Source organism: Pseudomonas sp. NPDC089396 (genome assembly GCF_044749545.1).
GTDB lineage: Bacteria > Pseudomonadota > Gammaproteobacteria > Pseudomonadales > Pseudomonadaceae > Aquipseudomonas.
The window spans coordinates 515,132-534,214 of record NZ_JBIVIC010000001.1 but is presented as its reverse complement, the minus strand read 5'-3'; the positions used below and the strand labels follow the sequence as shown (position 1 = coordinate 534,214).

The following is a 19,083-nucleotide window of genomic DNA, read 5'->3' as shown; positions in this document are numbered from 1 at the left end:
TATCGCCGGCAAGCCGGCTCCCACAGGTACGCCACCGCCCTCAAGGCCTGCGTTGTGCCTGTGGGAGCCGGCTTGCCGGCGATAGGGCCAGCACTGACAACCTCAATTTTCAGCCCCTGCATGCTGGCATTCCGATAAGCGTCCATTGCACGCCACCCCCCGCCTCTGCAACAATCGCGAATAATTATCGTTAGTTAATGCATACGTTCCGGGGGGACGCTGCGTGTCTTCAGCACAAAGCCCACATGCCGATCTGGTCGGTGCGCTGTATCGCGACCATCGCGGCTGGCTGCTCGCCTGGCTGCAGCGCAGCATGGCCTGCCGCCAGCGTGCCGAAGACCTGAGCCAGGACACCTTCGTGCGCCTGCTCGGCCGCGCACAGCTGGATACCCCCCGCGAGCCCCGCGCCTTCCTCGCTGCCGTGGCCAAGGGCCTGATGTTCGACCACTTCCGCCGTGCGGCGCTGGAACAGGCCTACCTGGCCGAACTGGCCCGTTTGCCGGAAGCCGAACATCCCTCCCCGGAAATCCAGCACCTGATCCTCGAAGACCTCAAGGCCATCGACCGTCTGCTCGGCAAGCTGTCGAGCAAGGCCCGCGCGGCCTTCCTGCATAACCGCCTGGACGGCATGGGCCATGCCGAGATCGCCGAGCGCCTGGGGGTTTCAGTATCGCGAGTGCGCCAATACATCGCTCAAGGCATGCGCCAATGCTATATCGCTCTGTACGGGGAGCCGACGTGAACGGCTCACCGGTTTCGTCCCGCGTCCTTGAAGCCGCCATCGCCTGGAAAATGAGCCTGGACGACGGCAGTGGCACGCACGATGAACGCAACGAATTCATGCGCTGGCACGCCGCCAGCGAAGAACACGCCCGCGCCTGGCGCCAGCTTGGCGCCCTCGACCAACGCGTCAGTGCCGCCGCCGGCCCGGCCCGCCAGGCACTGCTGCAATCGCGCGCCGGCCTGCGCCGGCGCATCGCCAAGACCGGCAGCGGATTGGCCGGCATGCTGCTGCTCGGCTCGCTATTGGCCTGGGTCGGCGGGCCATCGCTGTCGCCCAGCTACTGGCTGGCCGACCAGCGCACCGCCACCGGCGAGCTGCGGACCTTGCGCCTGGAAGACGGCACGCTGCTAAGCCTCAACAGCCACACGGCGGTCGACATCGATTACCAGGGCGATCAACGCGTACTGGTTCTGCACCAGGGTGAAATTTCGGTCGAAACCGGCCACCTGGACCCTCGCCCGTTGCTGGTACGCACCGACGATGGCCGCCTGCGCCCACTGGGCACACGCTTCCTGGTGCGCCGCGAAGATCGCGGCACGCGCCTGGAGGTGCTGCAGGCCTCGGTCGCCGCCATGCCGCTGAACAGTGGTGACGAGCAGATACTGCGCGAAGGCCAGCAAGTGCTGATGAGCTCCAATGGCCTGGGCCAGGTCGACCCGGTGCAGGCCGGTGCCGATGCCTGGACCCGCGGCATGCTGGTGGTGGACAACGTGCGCCTGGCCGACTTGCTGGCCAAGCTGGGCGAGTACCGCAGCGGGCACCTGGGCGTGGCCGATGAAGTCGCCAATCTGCGGGTCACAGGCAGTTTCCCGCTGACCGACACCGACCTGGCACTGGCCTCGCTGGTGCCGGCGTTGCCGGTGAAGATCGAGCGGCATGCGCCGTGGTGGGTGACCGTAGTTCCCAAGTAAAACCGTGTTGGCTTCATCGCCGGCAAGCCGGCTCCCACAGGGAAAGCACAGCTCTTGAGAGCAGTGACCTACCCGTGGGAGCCGGCTTGCCGGCGATAGGGCCAGAGCAGGCTGCAACCAAACCCAAACAATTCTCACTTTTTTTCAGATTACCCCTGTCACTTCACAAATCTCGCTCGGCAAGGAAGCAGAAAGCACTTATCCGTCGAGGAGCCGCTGCATGTCCCGCGCTGTTGATCGTTTCCTGCGTCCCAGCCTGATGGCCCTGGCCATCGCCGTGGCCGCACCATTGGCCAGCCCTGCCCTGTTCGCCGCCGAGCAATCGACGCCGCGCGCCTACAAGCTACCGGCCGGACCATTGGCCAACACCCTGAACCAGATCGCCAGCCAGTCGGGCATTGCCCTGGCCATCGATCCGGCATTGGTCAGTGGCCGCCAATCGGCGCCGGTCAACGGCCAGTACGACGGCCTCGGTGCGCTGCAAGCGGCCCTGCGCGGCACTGGATTGCAACTGGAGCAGAGCAGCGTCGGCAGCTATAGCCTGGTGGCGACCCCAGAAGGGACACTGGCGCTGCCGGAAACCACGATCGACGCCAACTCCAGCTACGAAAGCGCCTGGGGCCCCGTCGAGGGCTACACCGCAAAGCGCACGGCCGCAGGCACAAAAACCGATACCGCACTCGTCGAAGTGCCGCGCTCGATCTCCGTTGCCACCCGCCAGCAGATGAGCGACCGCGGCGTGCACAGCCTGGACGATGCCGTGCGCTACATGCCGGGGATCGTCTCCGCCAGCTTCGGCAGCGACACCCGTTATGACTGGATGCGGGTACGTGGCTTCGAACCGACCCAGTTCCTCGACGGCCTGCCGCTGCCGCGCGGTGTCTACGCCAACCCCAAGGCCGAAACCTGGAACCTTGACCGCCTGGCCCTGCTGCGCGGCCCGGCGTCCTCGGTCTATGGCCAGACCCCGCCCGGCGGCCTGCTGGACATGGTCAGCCGCCGCCCGCAGGCCGAAAGCGCCAACGAAATCCAACTGCAGTATGGCAGCGACAACCACCGCCAGATCAACTTCGCCAGCACCGGCAAGCTCGACGAGGAGGGCCAGTTCCTGTACAGCCTCAGCGGCGTGGTCCGTGATGGCGGCACGCAGATCGACCACATCGACGACAAGCGCTACAACATCGCCCCGAGCCTGACCTGGAATATCGACGAAGACACCTCGCTGACCTTCCTGACCCAGTTCACCCGCGACGATACCGGCGTCACCAGCCAGTTCCGGCCGATCCAGGGCACCAAGATCGACATGCCGTTCGGCGACATCTCGCACCACAAGAACCTCGGTGACCCCGACTACGATTTCTACGACCGCACCTACTACGCGCTGGGCTACGCCTTCGAACACCGCATCAACGACGTGTGGCAGTTCCGCCAGAACCTGCGCTATACCAAGTCGGACCTGGAGTTCCAGACGGTCACCGTCAACAGCTACCTGCCTGAGTTCGGCATGGTGGTGGACGACGAAGGCAATGTCGGTCGCGGCACCACCAACGTCGATGAAGACATCAGCCAGTTCGCGGTCGACAACAACTTCCAGGCTGATTTCGCCACCGGCGCCGTCAACCACACCCTGTTGCTCGGCCTGGACCACCAGCGCAGCAACACCAATTACCTGGCTATCTTCGGCTCGGCGCCGCCAATCAACGTCAACCACCCGGAATACGGCCTGCCGATCACCCGCCCGCCCCGCTCCGATGCGTTCTACGACTACAACCAGAAGACCTACCAGACCGGCCTGTACGTCCAGGACCAGATGGCCCTCGACAACTGGCGCCTGACCCTGGGCGGGCGTGAAGACTGGGTGCATACCGGCACCAAGTTCTTCAACAAGGGTGATGCCACCAACACTCAACGCGACAGCAATTTCAGCGGCAACGCGGCGATCAGCTACGTCTTCGATTCCGGCTTCGTGCCGTACCTGTCCTATGCCGAGTCCTTCCAGCCGGCCAGCAATGCCAGCGTAGACCCACAAGAGTCGTTTAAACCGACCGAAGGCAAGCAGTGGGAGCTGGGCATCAAGTACCAGCCGCCAGGCTCCAACACCTTGCTGTCGGCTGCCATCTATGACCTGACGCAGAAAAACGTCTCGGTCACCAACAACGTTGGCAACGTCACCGTCACCAGCCAGACCGGCGAAGTGAAAGTCCACGGCCTGGAGCTTGAAGCCGTGTCCGACGTCACCGACAACCTGAAGGTGATCGCGGCCTACACCCTGGCCAAGTCGGAAGTGCAGGACGGCCAGTACAAAGGCAACCGTCTGCAACTGATGCCCAACCAGCAAGCCTCGCTGTGGGCCGACTACACCTGGCACACGGGTGTGCTCGACGGCTTCGGTGTCGGCGCCGGCGCACGCTACACCGGTAATACCTACGGCGACCAGGCCAATACCTACCTGGGCAAGGCCGACGCCTACACCGTCTTCGACGCGTCCGTGCATTACGACCTGGGCCGCCTGGACAACAGCCTCAAGGGCGCATCGGTGGCGGTCAACGCCACCAACCTGTTGAACAAGGACTACATCTCCACCTGCGACGCGTTCTACTGCTACTACGGAGACCTGCGCAGCGTCGTCGCGAGCGCCACCTACAAGTGGTAAGCGTGTGACGTTGTGAGATTGCCGACCAAGCCGTCCCCCGTGGACGGCTTTGGTCTTTCTGAACATCGAGAAACAAAATGTAATGAAAAGCCCAACCATCCGCCGCTGGTCGGTGATCCACACCTGGAGCAGCCTGGTCTGCACCCTGTTCATGCTGTTGCTGGCCCTCACCGGCCTGCCACTGATCTTCCATCACGAACTGGAACACCTGCTCGGCGATGCCCCCGAGCTGCGCGAGCTGCCGGCGGCCACGCCCCACCTTGACCTGCAGCAGTTGGTGGTCAAGGCCGAACAGCACCGTCCTGGCGAGGTGATGCAGTACTTCGGCTTCGATGAAGACGAACCCAACGGCGTGATGGCGATCACCGCCGCCACCGCCGGCACCGAGCCCAACTCATCGCACACCTTCATGCTCGACGCGCGCACCGGCGAAGCCGTGGCCATGCCAGCCGCCAACGGTGGTTTCATGATGATCATGCTGCGGCTGCATGTGGACATGTTCGCCGGCCTGCCCGGCAAATTGCTGCTGGCCTTCATGGGTGTGCTGTTCGTCGTGGCGATCGTTTCCGGCACGGTGCTGTACGCACCGTTCATGCGCCGCCTGGACTTCGCCACGGTGCGCCACGACAAGTCCCGGCGCCTGCGCTGGCTCGACCTGCACAACCTGATCGGCGTGGTGACCCTGGCCTGGGCACTGACGGTAGGCGTCACGGGCGTGATCAGCGCCCTCTCCGACCTGGTCATCGCCGCCTGGCGCAACGACAGCCTGGCCGCCATGGTCGAGCCGTACCGCGATGCCCCGCCACTCACTGAACGCGCGCCGGCCACCCACTTGCTGGCCATCGCCGAGCAGGCCGCGCCCGGCATGCGCCCGGACTTCATCGCCTTCCCCGGCACACGCTTCTCCAGCGAGCATCACTATGCGGTGTTCATGAAAGGCGCCACGCACCTGACCTCGCACCTGCTGACGCCGGTCCTGATCGATGCACAGACTTTGGCAGTAACCGCCGTCGGCGAGCGCCCTTGGTACATGGACGCCATGGGCCTGTCGCAGCCGCTGCACTTCGGTGACTATGGCGGGCGGCCGATGCAGATTCTCTGGGCAGTGCTCGATGTATTGACCATCATCGTCCTCGCCAGTGGCCTTTACCTGTGGTGGGGCAAGCGGCGAAAAGGCAAGGGAGGCCGACCATGAGCCACCGTTCACAATCCACCTCGCGCCTGTTCACCTGGCCACTGCTGATAGCACTGCTGGGCGCCGTCGGGCTGTTCGCCGCGCTGCTCGGCGACGGTGGCTGGGACGTGCTGGCCTGGGTCGGGCTCGGCATTCCCGCACTGCTCAGCGCACGGGCTCTGTTCAGGCGCAGCTGAGGTAGCGGGCTAGCACCTGACAGGCGCCAGGCGTTTTCAGCATGGGCGACCTTGTCATCAGGACCAGCCCGCATGCGCCCTCTCGAACAACTCGAACGGATCGATCAACAGATCCGTGATCTACTGAAAAATCTCCCGGTACCACAGACCGACGATGCAGCCACACGCTCTCGCCTGCATGGCGACCTGGCCAGTTTCTGGAGCACACCGGACGGCGAAGGCCTGACGCCCCGGCAACACCTGCTGCGGCTGCGTAATGCCCAACTGGTCGCCGAAGCCCGGCTGCGCCTGGATGACCAGACCCTGACCGACGAGCAGGCCGCGCTGCTATACACCTGCCTCGCCTTTCCCCTGGCCGGTCAGCGCAGGCATTTGCCATTGGGCCAATGCTCGCAGGTGTACCGCATACTGATCGAAGGCTTTCATCCCAACTGGCGCAGTTACCTGCCAGGCACGCTGGTCGTCATCGGCGGTACCGAAGAAGGCCGGATGCTCACCGAGCAAGCCACGACAGGGCCGGTGCTGCTCTGTAGCCTGACCCAAGGCATCGAAGCGTTCGACACCCTCGCAGAGCTTCATCGGGAGCTGTGTGAAAGGCTCGAAGACCCCTTGCAGAGCCAGTCGCTGTTACGCCTCTACAGCGATGCCACTCAGGCCGAGCGTGCCCGCCAGGCACAGCGCCTGCGTTATGACTGGTACGCCGACAGCCTGCTCGAAGCGCAGATCGACGTGGTCATCGATGCCCAGCGCCAACGCTGCAACGACCCGAACCTTTGGCTCGACGCTACCCGCGAGCGGATGAACGCCGCCATGGCGCTGGATCGCGACATCGACAGCCAGGCCTTGGTGCGCACGCGTTACTCGCTACTGCTGGAAAAGAACCTCCCCAATTGGCTGCGCAATGCCGGCACTCAAGGGCTGAGTCACATCATGCAAACCATGCAGGAACTGGTGGTAGCAGCCGAGCGAGCGGCGGCTCCTGGCATTCTCGACATCCGGGCGTTCACCCAGCAACACAGCCTGCTCGCCTGGGCCAGAGCGCGCCTGGGTGAGCGCTTGCGCAGCGACCTGGGCATCGACAGCCCACCCGAACAGATTGAGGTCAGCGTGGTCCGCACGCGGCGAACCGGGGCCATACTGCATCCGTTCGCCACCTCGTCCTATATCGCCTACCACGGCTTGCAGCGGGTGGGCGATGAAATGATCGAAATGGTCAAGGAGACCCAATCGCTGGACCAACTGGCCCTGCGCAACTTGCCCTGGTTCGATACCGACTATTGGCTGACCGCACAGGTGACACACCGTCAGGGCAAGGCGCTGCCGCCTGAATTGTCGGCGGCTTATGTGAAGGGCCTGATCAGGGACCTGAACGTGGGTGGCAGTTACAGAGACTTCCTGCAAACCCAGCTGATCACGTCCAGGGCTGGCAAGTGGCGGTTGCGCAATCATGCCCTGGTCAACCGTGCGCGCCTGCGTGCCGAAGCGGCCAAGGCCCGTTATGCCGGGCACTTCGGCGACGACCCCTTCGAACATGGCTATCAATGGGCGAACGCCGTGATCGATTATCCGCACAACGCATTGCGTCCACTGGTGGCCGGCTATGCGATCAAGGTCCGGCAACTGCGCATCATGGGGCATACGCTGCAAGGCGTGCTCTTGATCAACACCACCGCCCAGCGCTCCTCCAGTTGCGTGTTGTACACCCCGGATGCACCGGACCGCAGGGCTTGGCGCCGATTCCGCAACACTCGCGAGCTACTGCGCACCCTACGCCAGCAGCCCCCTCTGAGCGACTACGTCGTCCAGCGTTTGCCGCTGCTGCCTGCCGCGCACGTAAGGCGCTTGTTGAGCAAAGGCAAGCTCAGCACATCCCTGAGAACCCCGGAGATCGAAGACGACCTGTTCTATGCCTGCTACATGGCCGAAGCCCGTGCCATGCTGGCCGATGCCGATGCCAACAGCAGGACGACCCGGGAAGTCGACGCGCAGTCGGTCCTCGACCTGTCCTGGCGCCTGCTCGACTTCATCAGCCTGCTGCTGCCCAGCCGGGCCTTGCTGGCCCTGTCCGTCGGGCGTATGACCATCGATATCTGGGACGGCGTCAACGCGTTCAAGCAGGATGATGCAGAAGGCGTGCTACGCCATGCCTACAACGCCCTCAGCCATGCCAACGACGCTGCCATCAGCTACGCCGGCTCCGGCTTGCTGCGACGCACCCTGCGCGGCATGCCCAGGCAACCGCCGTTACCCTTGCCCAAACGCTTCGAGGTGCAGGTGGATGTCAGCACCCTGCGCTACCGCATCGATGGCATCTACGGCGAAGGGGTGTACGAGCAGGTTTCGCCGTTTGGAGGGATGTCGCAGTATTTCGTCAAGGACAAGGACAACCGTCACTACAAGGTCAGCTTCGATGGCCAGCGCTGGCGGGCCATCGACCCCGAACAGCCGGATGCCTACTTGCAGCAGCCGGTAAGGCGCAGGGCCGATGGCCAATGGGTGATCGACTCACCGCTGCTCTGGCATGACGGGCTGCCGGATATGCAGCAGTTGCTCGATGGCTGCTACCTGAGCGAGGCGCTCGATGGTGTGCCGCTGGAAATGGAGCGAGGGCTGCATGAGGCTGAGGGGCAGTTGTACCTGCAGTTGCGCAAGGGGCAATTGCCGGTGCGTCGGCACCTGTTGCCGGATCGTTTGCATCTACCCATCCCGGCAGCACAGGAGGCGGGGGTGGTGCCTTGGGCGGTGTTGCGCTGGGAAGCGGGCAAGTGGCTGATACGCGTGCGCCAGGCCGGGCGCAGCAGCGGGTGGTTGCCATTGCCGGATGTATCACTGCCGCTTGGCTCAAAGACAGCGATCCGCCTGTGGGAGCCGGCTTGCCGGCGATGAGGCCGGGGCAGGCAAACCTGGACAGTCTGTACAGGCCCTATCGCCGGCAAGCCGGCTCCCACCGGGATCGCAGATACTCCCACAAGGATTTGTGTGTGCTCGCTAGTCCAGCTTCGGCAGCAACCTGTCGAGCCGCTGGTGCAAGGCGCTAGCACTCGGCCAGTTGCGCAGCAGCCGTGCCCGGTCCCGGGCATAGGCCGGCGCAAAGCTCAGCTGGGTGGCATGCTGGCACATGGCGTCGAGGTCGATCAGCGACCACTGGCCGTTCTGCCAGAACAGGTTATGGCCCTTGAAGTCGCCGTGGCTGATGCGCTCGCGGATCAGCTGCTGCATCACGTGCACCAGGGCATCGACCTGCTCCTCAGGCGCATCACCGTTTTCCACATAAGGCGCGAAGCACGCCGTCAGGTCCGGGCCATCGGCAAATTCGGTGACCAGGAAAGCCCGGCTGCGCAGGCCCATGACGCGCTGCTCCAGCACCGCCAACGGGCGCGGCGTGGCGATGTCGAGAAACTCCAGACGGTGCCCTTCGATCCAGGAATGCCAGGCGCGGCTGGGGCGCCAGAAGCGCTTGAACCAGTGCGCGGTGTTCTTGATGTTGTAGCGTTTGAGCACCAGGGTGCGACCGCCCACCTCGATGCGCGCCACACTGGCCGCACCGCCAGTCTTGTACAGGTGGCCCTGGTCGATCAGCGCATCGGCCTGCTCCAGTACCGGCAGCATGGCCTCGACTTCGCCACGGCGAATCGCGCGCAAACCGGACAGGCTGCGCTCGACGCTGAAGAGGGTGCATTCGCGACCGGCCTTTTCCAGGTAATCCTTCAGGCGCCAGTTGCGCACCTTGTCCACCTGCTTCTGCAGCGCTTCCATCGGCAGCGCATGCTCGGCGTTGGCCAGCAGGTAATGCACCAGCAGCTCTTCGATGAACGGCTCCAGGCGCTTGGGCAACTGGGCGAAGAACACGCCGAGGTTTTCCAGCACGCGCGGGCGCGACAACTGCTGGCCCGGCGTTTCGGCCTTGATGCCGGCGCCGTCGATCAGGTACAGATTGCCGCCGTGACGCAGCAGGTTGTCCAGGTGCAGGTCTTCCTGCCACAGGCCCTTGGCGTGCATCTGCGCGACGGCGGTCAGCGCTTCGCCGAGCACCAGGTGCTGCTCGTCCGCCAGTACCGGCAGGCCCTCTACCGCTGCCCAGGCATCGGCCAGGCTTTCGGCACCGTCAAGGAACTCGAACAACAGCCAGCCACCCTCGCCTTCCTTCAGGCCATCGGCCAGCAGCTTCGGTGTGGTCAGTCCTTGTTCGGCCAGCAGCTTCACCCCTTCCAACTCACGCTGGAAATGGCGCGCGGCGTTACTGCCCACCAACAGCTTGGCCAGCACCGGTGTGCCACGCCAGACGCCGGCGCCCACATAACGCTGGCCTGGCAATACGCGCAGTAGGCTGAGCAGTTGCAGGTCGGCGCTGCCGGCGGCATCGGCCAGGGTCACGGACAAGGGCAGCGATGGGCTGCGCCCGGTGGCTTTCAATTCAGACAAACGCATCAGCGGGCCTCTTTTTCACGACGGCGTTGCGTCAGGCGTTGCAGCCAGTTTTCGACCTGGGCGCCCTCGGCGGGCTGTACCAGGTAGGCGGCCAGCAGCTGGCGCACGTCCGCCTCGCTCCAGGCGCGAGCGCGACGCAGCAGCGGCTCCAGGTCCTTGAGCCGGTCACGCATGCCGAACAGCAGCGGCCGGGTCTTTTCCAGGTCGATCAGTTGGGCGTCCCAGCCGTCACGGCGACGACGCAGGAAGATGTGCTTGGGGTAGAAGCAGCCATGCACCTGGCCGGCGCCGTGCAGCGTGCGCGCCAGCAGGCCGCAGGCCTGGAGGATACCGCCACGCTCGGCCTCGGCCAGCTGCGGCCACTGGGCCAGCAGGCTTTCCAGGTCGCTCCAGTCGTCCAGCGCGCGGGTCAGCAGAATCGCCCGGTGCTGGCCGTCCTGCTTGCGCTCACCGTAGAACACCGCCTGCAGGGCCGGGATCTGCAGCTTCTGGTAACGGCTGATGTTGCGGAACTCGCGGGCGAAGGTCGGTTCGCCGAAAGGTCGGTGCAGGGTACGGGTCAGGTAGTCGCACTGGCGCTTGAGGTAGTAGCCTTTGCCTTCGAGCTCCAGGCGAAACACGCTGCTCCAGCCGCCACGGCCGGTATTGGGTTCGTCCACGGCATCGAGCTGCAGCGCCCACAGCGCCTCGAAGTCGTTGAGGCCATGGCGCTTGAGCAGCGCGAGGTCCGCGCTGGCCAGGTAATCGGTCATTCCCTTCCCTCGAAGAAACTCAGCACCTGGCGAATGCGCCGCTTGTCGCGCACGGTCAGGCGCTGGCGCCCGCGGTACTGCAGGTAGAAACGCAGACGCTGGGTCGCCGACAGGTGATATTTGGCGACCTTGTCCAGGCACGCCAGGTCCTTGATCATCCGGTGGCGCCACATGAAGCCACGCCAGAAGTCGCCGGTCGGGCAGTCGATGAAGAATAGCGTGCCCAGGTCGTCGACCAGCAGGTTGCGCCACTTCAGGTCGTTGTGGGCAAAGCGATGTTCGTGCATGACCCGGGTGTATCGCGCCAGCTGATGAGTGACATGCTTGACCCAGTGGCGGTCGGCCAGACGTGGGTCGTTGCGCTCGGCCAGCGCCGACAAGTCTTCGGTGTTCGGCAGCTCGCGGGTGATCATCGCGCCACGGCCAAAGGCCAGGCCTTTGCGTTCCAGGCCCCAGGCGACCACTTCGGCGGTGGGGATGCCCCACTTGGCGAACTGCTTGAGGTTCTGCCATTCAGCCTTGATCCGCGGCCGGCCCAGGTAGCGGCGCATGTGCTTGCCGGCACCGGTGTAGCGCTTGACGTAATAGTGGACGCCGCCACGCTCGACACGGATGACCTCGCTGAGCGGGTCGTGGGTCAGGCGCTCGCCCTGCAGGGCGAACACCGCATCGAGACTGCCGAAGTCCGCCGCCAGCTGCTCATAGCCCGGCGCCAGTGTCCAACCCGCCATCAGAGTGCATCCCCATAGCGTTGCTTGCGGTCGTAGAGTTTCTGCGCCTTGCGTTCGAGCCAGGCGAGCAGCGCCGCCTCGTCGACGAGGATCTGGCGCAGCGGGCGCTGGAAGTACCCGCGCAGGAAGCGCAGCTTGTCACGCTGGGTCAGGCCGATGTCCAGCGCCGAGAAGTACAGCGCGGCCAGGTCCTTGTCACGCCAGCGGCGGCTGATTTTCGCCCGGGTCTGGGCACGGTGCAGGTCGATGACCGACAGTTTGAAGTCATCCGCCGTCACCGGGCGGTCGGTGTGCAGGAGGAAGTGGCAGATGTAGCAGTCGCGGTGGTTGACCCCGGCGCGGTGCATGCCGCCGGTCATCTTCGCCACTTCGCCGATCAGCGCACGCTTGAGGCGCGGCTCGGGCGGCTGCTTGACCCAGTCGAGGCTGAAGTCTTCCAGGCTGACGGTCGGCGCCAGCTCCTCGGTGACGATGAACGAATGCTGGGTCGCCGGGTTGCTGCCGCGCTCGCCATAGGCGACCGCCGTCATGGTCGGCACGCCAACCTCATGCAGGCGCTGGATGGCCTGCCACTCCTGACCAGCACCGAGCACCGGCAGCTTGGCGGTGAGCAGGTTCTTGAAGATCTCGCCCCAACCGATGCCGCGGTGGATCTTGACGAAGAAACCTTCGCCTTCGACCACAGTACGCAGCGTGCGGCGCCCTTCCAGCTCGCGGTAGACCTCCCCTTGCAGCGCTTCCACGGCCTCGAAGGCATCACGCCCGGCCCACAGGCGCTTGAAGGGTTCGGCCAGTATCAACTTCATGCGGTCTCCTGCCCCAGGATCACGTCGGCAGCATGCTGCGGCATGCTGTACAGGTCAGCGGTCTCGGCAAAGGCCAGGCCGTTGCGCGACCACTCTGCACGCGTCTGCGGCTCTTCGAGCATGCGCTGCAGGTAGCGGTTGAGCTGCTCCTGCTCGAACGGCTCATCCAGCACCAGGCCGCAGTCGGCCTCGGCGATGTAATGGGCGTAGCCACAGACCTTGGACACCAGCACCGGCAGGCCGGCGACCAGGGCTTCGAGCAGCACCGTGCCGGTGTTCTCGTTGTAGGCCGGGTGGATCAGCAGATCGGCACCGAGCAGGAAGCGCGGGATGTCGCTGCGACCCTTGAGGAACTGCACCTGATCGCCCAGGCCCAAGGTGGCGCTCTGCAGCTGGAAGACCTTGGGGTCGTCCTGGCCGATGACCATCAGCCTGGTGCGCTTGCGCAGCTCTGATGGCAGCGCGGCCAGGGCCTTGAGGCTGCGGTCCACGCCCTTGGTCTTGAAGCCCGAGCCGATCTGCACCAGCAGCATGTCCTCATCGCCCAGGTTGAATTCCTTGCGAAACTCGGCGCGGATCTCGGCGGCATTGGCCGGCGCGCGGCGGTCCTGGGAAATGCCCGGCGGCAGCAGGTGGAAGCGCTCGACCGGCGTGCCGTAGTGCTTGATGAACAGCGGTTGCTGCACCTCGGAAATCATCAGCACTTCGGTATGTGCATCCTTGGCGAACACGGCCCGCTCGTACTCGGCAAAGTGCCGGTAGCGGCCCCAGCGCCGGTACAAACCGCCGCGCAGGGTCTGGGCCTTGTCCTCGAAGCAGCCGTCGGCGGCGTAGTACACGTCCAGCCCCGGCATCTTGTTGAAACCCACCAGCCGGTCGACCGGGCGCTTGGCCAGGTCTGCCGCCATCCAGGCGCTGAGCTTCTCGTTGCGGCGGTGGTTGAACAGCGCCTTTACTGGCGCCACCAGCACCTCGAAGCCCGGCGGAATATCACCCTCCCAGATCAGCGTGTAGACGCGAATCTGGTGGCCCCGCTTCTGGCACTCCAGGGCAATGCGCATGAAATCGCGCTGCAGCCCGCCGAAGGGGAAATATTTGTAAAGCACGAAAGCCAGTTGCATCAACGGACATCCTCAGCCAGCAGCAGCGCGCTCAAGCGGCTCGCCACATGCTCGGGATTCAGGCGAGTGAAGCACAATGGCCACTCGCGTTTGAGATCGAACCGGCGCAAATCGTCGGCGCTCGGTTTATAGGTGCACTTTTTCTGCAGGCACGGCGCGCAAGGGAAGTCGCTGGCCTGGTGGACCTGGACGCGGCCGTAGGCGCCGGTCAGACCCGGGTTGGTCGGGCCGAACAGCGAAATGGTCGGCACATCCAGCGCCGCGGCCAGGTGGCCCAGGCCAGTGTCCACCGCCACGCAAGCCTTGGCCGCTGCCAGCACGCGAGCGACGCCGGCAAGGTTCAATTTGGGCAGTACTTCACAGTTGTTCAAGCCCTGGGCGATGCGCTCGGCACGTGCCTTCTCGGCTGGGTTGCCCCACGGCAGGCGCACCTGCAGCTTGCGCCGGCCCAGGCGTTCGGCCAGTTCGCGCCAGTAGGCTTCGGGCCAGTGCTTGGTCGCCCAGGTGGTGCCATGCAGGAACACCACGTAGGGCGCAGCCGGTGGCAGCTGCAGGCGGTCGAGGTCCAGGCCGTAGTTGCCGATGCCTTCCGGCAAGTCGTAGGCCAGGGCCATGGCGAACAGTTGGCGCACGCGTTCCACCGCGTGCTGGCCGACCGCGACCGACAGGCGCCGGTCATAGAAGCGGCTGGCCAGGCCTTCGCGCGCCGAGAAGCGGTCGAGCCCGGCCACCGGCGCCTTGACGTAGCGGGTCAGCCAGGCCGACTTGACCAGGCCCTGTGCGTCGATCACCAGGTCGTACTTGTGCTCGCGCAGGCGTTGCTTGAAGGCCTTCCACTCACCGCTCTTGAGGGTCTGCCAGAGGTTCTTGCGCCAACGCCGAATGGCCACCGGGATGACCCGGTCGACCGCCGGATGCCAGCTGGGGATTTCGGCGAAGCCCTCTTCCACCACCCAGTCGAAGCGAATGCCGGGGATGGCATGGGCAGCATCGGTGAGCGCCGGCAGCGTGTGGATCACGTCGCCCAGCGACGAGGTCTTGATGATCAGTACCCGCACTTAGTCGACCTCGGCCACGGTATCGATCAGGTTCGGCCCGCCCAGGTTGTACAGCGCCGCGATCACCTTGCCAGGCTCCAGCAAACGCAGGCAGTTGTAGTGGCCAAAGCGGCAGGTACGGTCGAAGCACGGGCTGCATTCGATGCCCGTGCGCACGATCTCCACCTGCTCTGCCAGCGGTGGCGTGAAGCCTGGGGAAGTCGAGCCGTACACAGCGACCAGCGGGCGGTTCAGCGCTGCGGCCACGTGCATCAGGCCAGAGTCGTTGGACACCACGGCATTGGCGCAGGACATCAGGTCGATGGCCTCGGCCAACGAGGTTTCACCCGCCAGGTTGTAGGATTCTTCACGCAAGCCCGGGATCAGCCGGTCACGGATCTGCTCACCGACAGGGTGATCGTTCTTCGAACCGAACAGCCACACCTGCCAGCCTCGACGAATCATGGCATCGGCCACTTCGGCATAGTGCTCGGCGGGCCAGCGCTTGGCCTCGCCGAATTCGGCGCCTGGGCACAGCGCCAGCACCGGGCGGTCCAGTTCGAGGCCGAACTTGGCCATGGCGGCCTCGCGGCTCGGCGCCTCGATCTGCAGGCTGGGCCGTGGATAGGGCTGCGGCAGCTCGGCGTCCGGCGCGTAGGCCAGGGCCATGAAGCGCTCGATCATCAGCGGGTAGCGTGCCTTGTCCAGCTTGCGCACATCGTTGAGCAAACCAAACCGCATTTCGCCACGCCAACCGGTGCGCTTCGGGATACCGGCGAAGAACGGCACCAGCGCCGACTTCAGCGAGTTGGGCAGCAGGATCGCCTGGTCGTACTGGCCGGCCAGGGACTTGCCGATGCGCCGGCGCGTGGCCAGCTCCAGCGCACCGTGGCCGAGCGGGAAGCTCAAGGCCTGGCGTACCTCGGGCATGCGCTCAAGGATCGGCCGACTCCACTCGGGGGCCAGCACGTCGATCACGCAGTCGGGGTGCTGCTGTTTCAGGCACTGGAACAGGGTCTGCGCCATTACCATGTCGCCGACCCAGCTGGGGCCAATGATCAGTATTCTCATGCTTAGTCCAGAAACGCTCGGGGAGGCTACAGGCTGCGCTACAGCCTGGCCTCCCCTCTTTATATTCAGGCTATGTGGCGGACAGTGTACCACCGGTGGTGGGACATGGACCTTTGGGGCTGCTTTGCAGCCCTTTCGCGACACAAGGCCGCTCCTACAGAGTGAATGCAATCTCCTGTAGGAGCGGCCTTGTGTCGCGAAAGAGCCGCAAAGCGGCCCCAACAATCTCAAGTCAGCCCAAGCTCACCCCAGATCCGCCGCACCTCGCGGCGTTCATCGGCAAACAGCGTCGCGTCGATCACCCCCGCCTCCTTCTGCAAGGCCTGGCGGTGTGAAGCAGAACGAAACGCCTTGTACACCTCGCGCAGCAGGATCGTATCGCTGGCCGGCATCAACGCGGCCTGCTCCAGCTCTTCCAGAATGCGGATGTTATCGGTCCATCGAAGAATGGCCGGATGGTCGTGGGACCAGGCCAAAGCGGCGTATTGCACCATAAATTCGATATCGACGATACCGCCGGCATCCTGCTTGATATCGAACGCCATACCGTTGTCGAAAGCGTTGCTGGCAGTGCCAGCGGCCGTCGCCTTGGTGCCCAGGTTGTCGCGCATCTTGGCGCGCATCTCGCTGACTTCGCTGCGCAGCTTGTCGAGGTCGCGGGGCTGGCCCAGCACCTTGGCGCGCACACTTTCGAATGCCGTGGTCAGCTGCTTGCAGCCCACCAGCACCCGGGCCCGCACCAAGGCCTGATGTTCCCAGGTCCAAGCTTCGTTCTGCTGGTAACGCTCGAACGCGCCCAACGAACTGACCAGCAGGCCCGACGCGCCGGAGGGGCGCAGGCGCATGTCGACGTCGTACAGCTGGCCAGAGTTGGTCTGGGTGGTCAGCAGGTGGATGATGCGCTGGCCAAGGCGGGTGAAGAACTGTGCGCTGTCGATCGGTTTGGCGCCGTCGGTTTCGGCCTGCGGGTCGCCGTCATGGATGAACACCAGGTCCAGGTCCGAGCCATGGCCCAGCTCCAGGCCGCCCACCTTGCCGTAGCCGATGATGATGAACCCCGGGTCGCACAGGCTGCCGTCGCTGCGCTTGGGCTGGCCATGGCGGGACACAGTCTGGCGCCAGGCCAGGGCCAGCACCTGGTCGAGGATGGCCTCGGCCAGCCAGGTGAGGTAGTCGCTGACCTTCATCAACCGCAGGTTGCCGCTGATTTCCGAGGCGGCCACACGCAGGCTGTGGGCCAGCTTGAAGTGGCGCAGCGCCTCCATCTGTTGCTCAAGGTCGTCCTCGGGGATGCGCGTCAGTCGTTCGCGCAATTCGGCCGCCAGTTCCGGCGCCATCGGCGGGCTGAACAGCCGGCCTTCATTGAGCAGTTCATCGAGCAGCAACGGGTAGCGGGCGATCTGCTCGGCAATCCACGGGCTGGCGGCGCACAAGGTCAACAGGCGGCGCAAGGCGCTGGGGTTTTCGGTCAGCAGCACCAGATAGGCAGAACGCCGTGCCACGGCCTCGACCAGCGGCAGTACCCGCTCCAGTACCAGGTCCGGGTTCTCGTGCTCCACGGCCTGGGCCAGCAGCCGAGGGATAAAGGCATCCAGGCGCTCACGGCCGATGCGCTGCATCGAGCGCAACTGCGGGCTGCCATGCAACCCGGCCAGGCGCCGCAAGGCTTCGGCGGGTTTCTTGAAACCGGCCTCCTGCAGCTGCCGGCAAGCGGCTTCTTCATCTTGTGCCTGCTCCCACAGCGGCGACCACTCGCCGCCGACCACCAGTTCGCCTTCGCCGTCTTCGTCATCCGGGTCGGCGATCACCTGGCGGAAGTGCCAGTCGACACGGCCACGCCAGTGCATCAGATGGTCATGGAAACTCTGCCAGTCGGCATAACCGAGCATGTAGGCCACCCGCGCGCGATCAAGTTCGCTGTCCGGCAGCATTTGCGTCTGGCGGTCGGCAATGGCCTGGATGGCATGCTCGGTGTAACGCAGGAATTCATACCCCTCGCGCAGCTCGAGCACCACCGCCGTCGGCAGGTAGCCCTGGCCCTCCAGGGTCGCCAGCACCTTGAGCAAAGGCCGTTGCTGCAGGCTCAGGTCGCGTCCGCCATGGATCAGCTGGAAGGCCTGGGCGATGAACTCCACCTCACGGATGCCGCCGGCACCCAGCTTGATGTTGTCGGCCATGCCCTTGCGCCGGACCTCCTGCTGGATCAGCTGCTTCATGGTGCGCAGCGCCTCGATGGCCGAGAAGTCCAGGTAGCGGCGGTAGACGAACGGGCGCAGCATGCCCTGCAGCTGCGCCCCCGCGTCATGGTCGCCCGCCACTACCCGCGCCTTGATCATGGCGTAGCGCTCCCAGTCACGGCCCTGGTCCTGGTAGTACTGCTCCAGGGCGTTGAAGCTGAGCACCAGCGAACCGGCCGAGCCATAGGGGCGCAGGCGCATATCGACGCGGAACACGAAGCCATCGACGGTCACCGGGTCCAGCGCCTTGATCAGCCGCTGGCCCAGGCGGGTGAAAAACTCCTGGTTGTCCAGCGAGCGCTTGACCCCTTCGGTTTCGCCGCCTTCGGGGAAGGCGAAGATCAGGTCGATGTCCGACGACAGGTTCAGCTCCACCGCCCCCAGCTTGCCCATGCCCAGCACCACCATATGTTGCGGCTGGCCGCTGCGGTGGCCGATCGGCGTACCGAACTGCTGGCAATGGCGCGGGTACAGCCATTGATAGGCTTCGTCGATGGCCGCATCGGCCAGGTCGGACAGGTCGCGGCAGGTTTCGCCGAGCTCGGCCTGGCGGGTGATGTCGCGCCAGATGATGCGCAGTTGCAGGCGGTTGCGCTCGCGACGCAGGTTGCGCGCCAGCTCCTCTTCGCTCTGCGCTGCCTGTGCCGCGGCGGCGATGTGCGCGCGCAGCTCGCCCCCTACATAGCGGCGGTCCAGCTCACCGCTGGCCACCAGCGCAAACAGCATGGCCGGCTCGCGCTGGGCAAGGCCCAGGACGAAGTCGCTGGCCGCCGCCACCTGGTCGAATTGCTGCCGGTGGACCGGGCTCCAGGCCGTCAGGTCAAGTTCGGGGTGGCCAGCCAGCGCATCGAGCAGAAACTGCTGATTACGCGCGACCAGCGGTTGCAGGGTGGCAGGCAGTTCGAGCGGCAAAGGCAGGCGCATGGACTATCCTTGATCGGCGTGAATGAGAGGGTTGAATGCGGCCAAGAGGAAGCTGGACCACGGTTGGACTGTCGTACAAAAGTTGGAAATAGCTGAAAAAAACGAATCATTGGCATCAAACATCAAGAATCACCCGTTCGCGACACAACGCCAACCAACATGAACGTTTTTCCTCACAAGCCAAGGTGCGACCAAACGTCGCATTTGTGTAGTATTACTACTACCCCGCCCGTGTAAAAGCATGAAATACGAAAGCA

General features: G+C 64.8%; 14 protein-coding genes. 6 read left to right on the top strand and 8 right to left on the bottom strand.

What is annotated here, in order from left to right; genetic code table 11:
• Positions 1 to 223 precede the first annotated feature (223 nt).
• The 6 genes from ACIPZB_RS02515 (at position 224) to ACIPZB_RS02490 (ending at position 8,605) form a co-directional block, all read left to right on the top strand.
• Positions 224 to 742 (top strand): RNA polymerase sigma factor, encoded by a 519-nt coding sequence (locus ACIPZB_RS02515; RefSeq protein ID WP_400638868.1) that lies wholly within the window; start codon positions 224 to 226, stop codon positions 740 to 742.
• Entirely contained in the window at positions 739 to 1,695 is a 957-nt protein-coding gene (locus ACIPZB_RS02510; RefSeq protein ID WP_400638867.1) for a FecR domain-containing protein, read from the top strand. Before ACIPZB_RS02515 ends, ACIPZB_RS02510 begins: the two co-directional genes overlap by 4 nt.
• A gap of 220 nt (positions 1,696 to 1,915) precedes the next feature.
• A complete protein-coding gene (locus ACIPZB_RS02505) occupies positions 1,916 to 4,348 on the top strand; it encodes a TonB-dependent siderophore receptor (RefSeq protein WP_400638866.1) in 2,433 nt (810 codons plus the stop codon).
• 82 nt (positions 4,349 to 4,430) lie between these two features.
• Positions 4,431 to 5,543: a PepSY-associated TM helix domain-containing protein gene (locus tag ACIPZB_RS02500; RefSeq protein WP_400638865.1), complete on the top strand. Its 1,113-nt coding sequence runs from the start codon at positions 4,431 to 4,433 to the stop codon at positions 5,541 to 5,543.
• Positions 5,540 to 5,719: a hypothetical protein gene (locus tag ACIPZB_RS02495; RefSeq protein ID WP_400638864.1), complete on the top strand. Its 180-nt coding sequence runs from the start codon at positions 5,540 to 5,542 to the stop codon at positions 5,717 to 5,719. The genes ACIPZB_RS02500 and ACIPZB_RS02495 overlap by 4 nt, the downstream gene beginning before the upstream one ends.
• Positions 5,720 to 5,791: 72 nt before the next feature.
• A complete protein-coding gene (locus tag ACIPZB_RS02490; RefSeq protein ID WP_400638863.1) occupies positions 5,792 to 8,605 on the top strand; it encodes a dermonecrotic toxin domain-containing protein in 2,814 nt (937 codons plus the stop codon).
• A 102-nt stretch (positions 8,606 to 8,707) separates the two neighbouring features.
• Here ACIPZB_RS02490 and ACIPZB_RS02485 read toward each other — a convergent pair whose 3' ends face one another.
• The 8 genes from ACIPZB_RS02485 to glnE all read right to left on the bottom strand — a co-directional run bounded on the left by ACIPZB_RS02485 (position 8,708) and on the right by glnE (position 18,826).
• Positions 8,708 to 10,147 carry a lipopolysaccharide kinase InaA family protein gene (locus tag ACIPZB_RS02485; protein ID WP_400638862.1) on the bottom strand — a complete coding sequence of 480 codons (1,440 nt, stop codon included), beginning with the start codon at positions 10,145 to 10,147 and terminating at the stop codon, positions 8,708 to 8,710.
• Entirely contained in the window at positions 10,147 to 10,899 is a 753-nt protein-coding gene (locus tag ACIPZB_RS02480) for a lipopolysaccharide kinase InaA family protein (protein ID WP_400638861.1), read from the bottom strand. Before ACIPZB_RS02480 ends, ACIPZB_RS02485 begins: the two co-directional genes overlap by 1 nt.
• The gene (locus tag ACIPZB_RS02475; RefSeq protein WP_400638860.1) at positions 10,896 to 11,630 is read right to left on the bottom strand and encodes a lipopolysaccharide kinase InaA family protein; all 735 of its coding nucleotides are present in this window, start codon (positions 11,628 to 11,630) and stop codon (positions 10,896 to 10,898) included. Before ACIPZB_RS02475 ends, ACIPZB_RS02480 begins: the two co-directional genes overlap by 4 nt.
• Positions 11,630 to 12,436, bottom strand: a complete 807-nt coding sequence (rfaP, locus tag ACIPZB_RS02470; protein WP_008095931.1) for a lipopolysaccharide core heptose(I) kinase RfaP — start codon at positions 12,434 to 12,436, stop codon at positions 11,630 to 11,632. Before rfaP ends, ACIPZB_RS02475 begins: the two co-directional genes overlap by 1 nt.
• Positions 12,433 to 13,557, bottom strand: coding sequence for a glycosyltransferase family 4 protein (locus tag ACIPZB_RS02465; RefSeq protein ID WP_400638859.1), 1,125 nt, complete (start codon positions 13,555 to 13,557; stop codon positions 12,433 to 12,435). Before ACIPZB_RS02465 ends, rfaP begins: the two co-directional genes overlap by 4 nt.
• Complete coding sequence (gene waaC, locus ACIPZB_RS02460; RefSeq protein ID WP_400638858.1) at positions 13,557 to 14,615, bottom strand: lipopolysaccharide heptosyltransferase I; 1,059 nt, start codon at positions 14,613 to 14,615, stop codon at positions 13,557 to 13,559. Before waaC ends, ACIPZB_RS02465 begins: the two co-directional genes overlap by 1 nt.
• Positions 14,616 to 15,665 (bottom strand): lipopolysaccharide heptosyltransferase II, encoded by a 1,050-nt coding sequence (waaF, locus tag ACIPZB_RS02455; RefSeq protein WP_400638857.1) that lies wholly within the window; start codon positions 15,663 to 15,665, stop codon positions 14,616 to 14,618.
• 227 nt (positions 15,666 to 15,892) lie between these two features.
• Positions 15,893 to 18,826 (bottom strand): bifunctional [glutamate--ammonia ligase]-adenylyl-L-tyrosine phosphorylase/[glutamate--ammonia-ligase] adenylyltransferase, encoded by a 2,934-nt coding sequence (gene glnE / locus ACIPZB_RS02450; protein ID WP_400638856.1) that lies wholly within the window; start codon positions 18,824 to 18,826, stop codon positions 15,893 to 15,895.
• Positions 18,827 to 19,083 lie beyond the last annotated feature (257 nt).

Bases quoted from the DNA above. Each gene is read 5' to 3' on its own strand.
- ACIPZB_RS02505 (WP_400638866.1), top strand. From the start codon at position 1,916: ATGTCCCGCGCTGTTGATCGTTTCCTGCGTCCCAGCCTGATGGCCCTG.
- ACIPZB_RS02500 (WP_400638865.1), top strand. From the start codon at position 4,431: ATGAAAAGCCCAACCATCCGCCGCTGGTCGGTGATCCACACCTGGAGC.
- ACIPZB_RS02495 (WP_400638864.1), top strand. From the start codon at position 5,540: ATGAGCCACCGTTCACAATCCACCTCGCGCCTGTTCACCTGGCCACTG.
- ACIPZB_RS02490 (WP_400638863.1), top strand. From the start codon at position 5,792: ATGCGCCCTCTCGAACAACTCGAACGGATCGATCAACAGATCCGTGAT.
- ACIPZB_RS02485 (WP_400638862.1), bottom strand. From the start codon at position 10,147: ATGCGTTTGTCTGAATTGAAAGCCACCGGGCGCAGCCCATCGCTGCCC.
- ACIPZB_RS02480 (WP_400638861.1), bottom strand. From the start codon at position 10,899: ATGACCGATTACCTGGCCAGCGCGGACCTCGCGCTGCTCAAGCGCCAT.
- ACIPZB_RS02475 (WP_400638860.1), bottom strand. From the start codon at position 11,630: ATGGCGGGTTGGACACTGGCGCCGGGCTATGAGCAGCTGGCGGCGGAC.
- rfaP (WP_008095931.1), bottom strand. From the start codon at position 12,436: ATGAAGTTGATACTGGCCGAACCCTTCAAGCGCCTGTGGGCCGGGCGT.
- ACIPZB_RS02465 (WP_400638859.1), bottom strand. From the start codon at position 13,557: ATGCAACTGGCTTTCGTGCTTTACAAATATTTCCCCTTCGGCGGGCTG.
- waaF (WP_400638857.1), bottom strand. From the start codon at position 15,665: ATGAGAATACTGATCATTGGCCCCAGCTGGGTCGGCGACATGGTAATG.
- glnE (WP_400638856.1), bottom strand. From the start codon at position 18,826: ATGCGCCTGCCTTTGCCGCTCGAACTGCCTGCCACCCTGCAACCGCTG.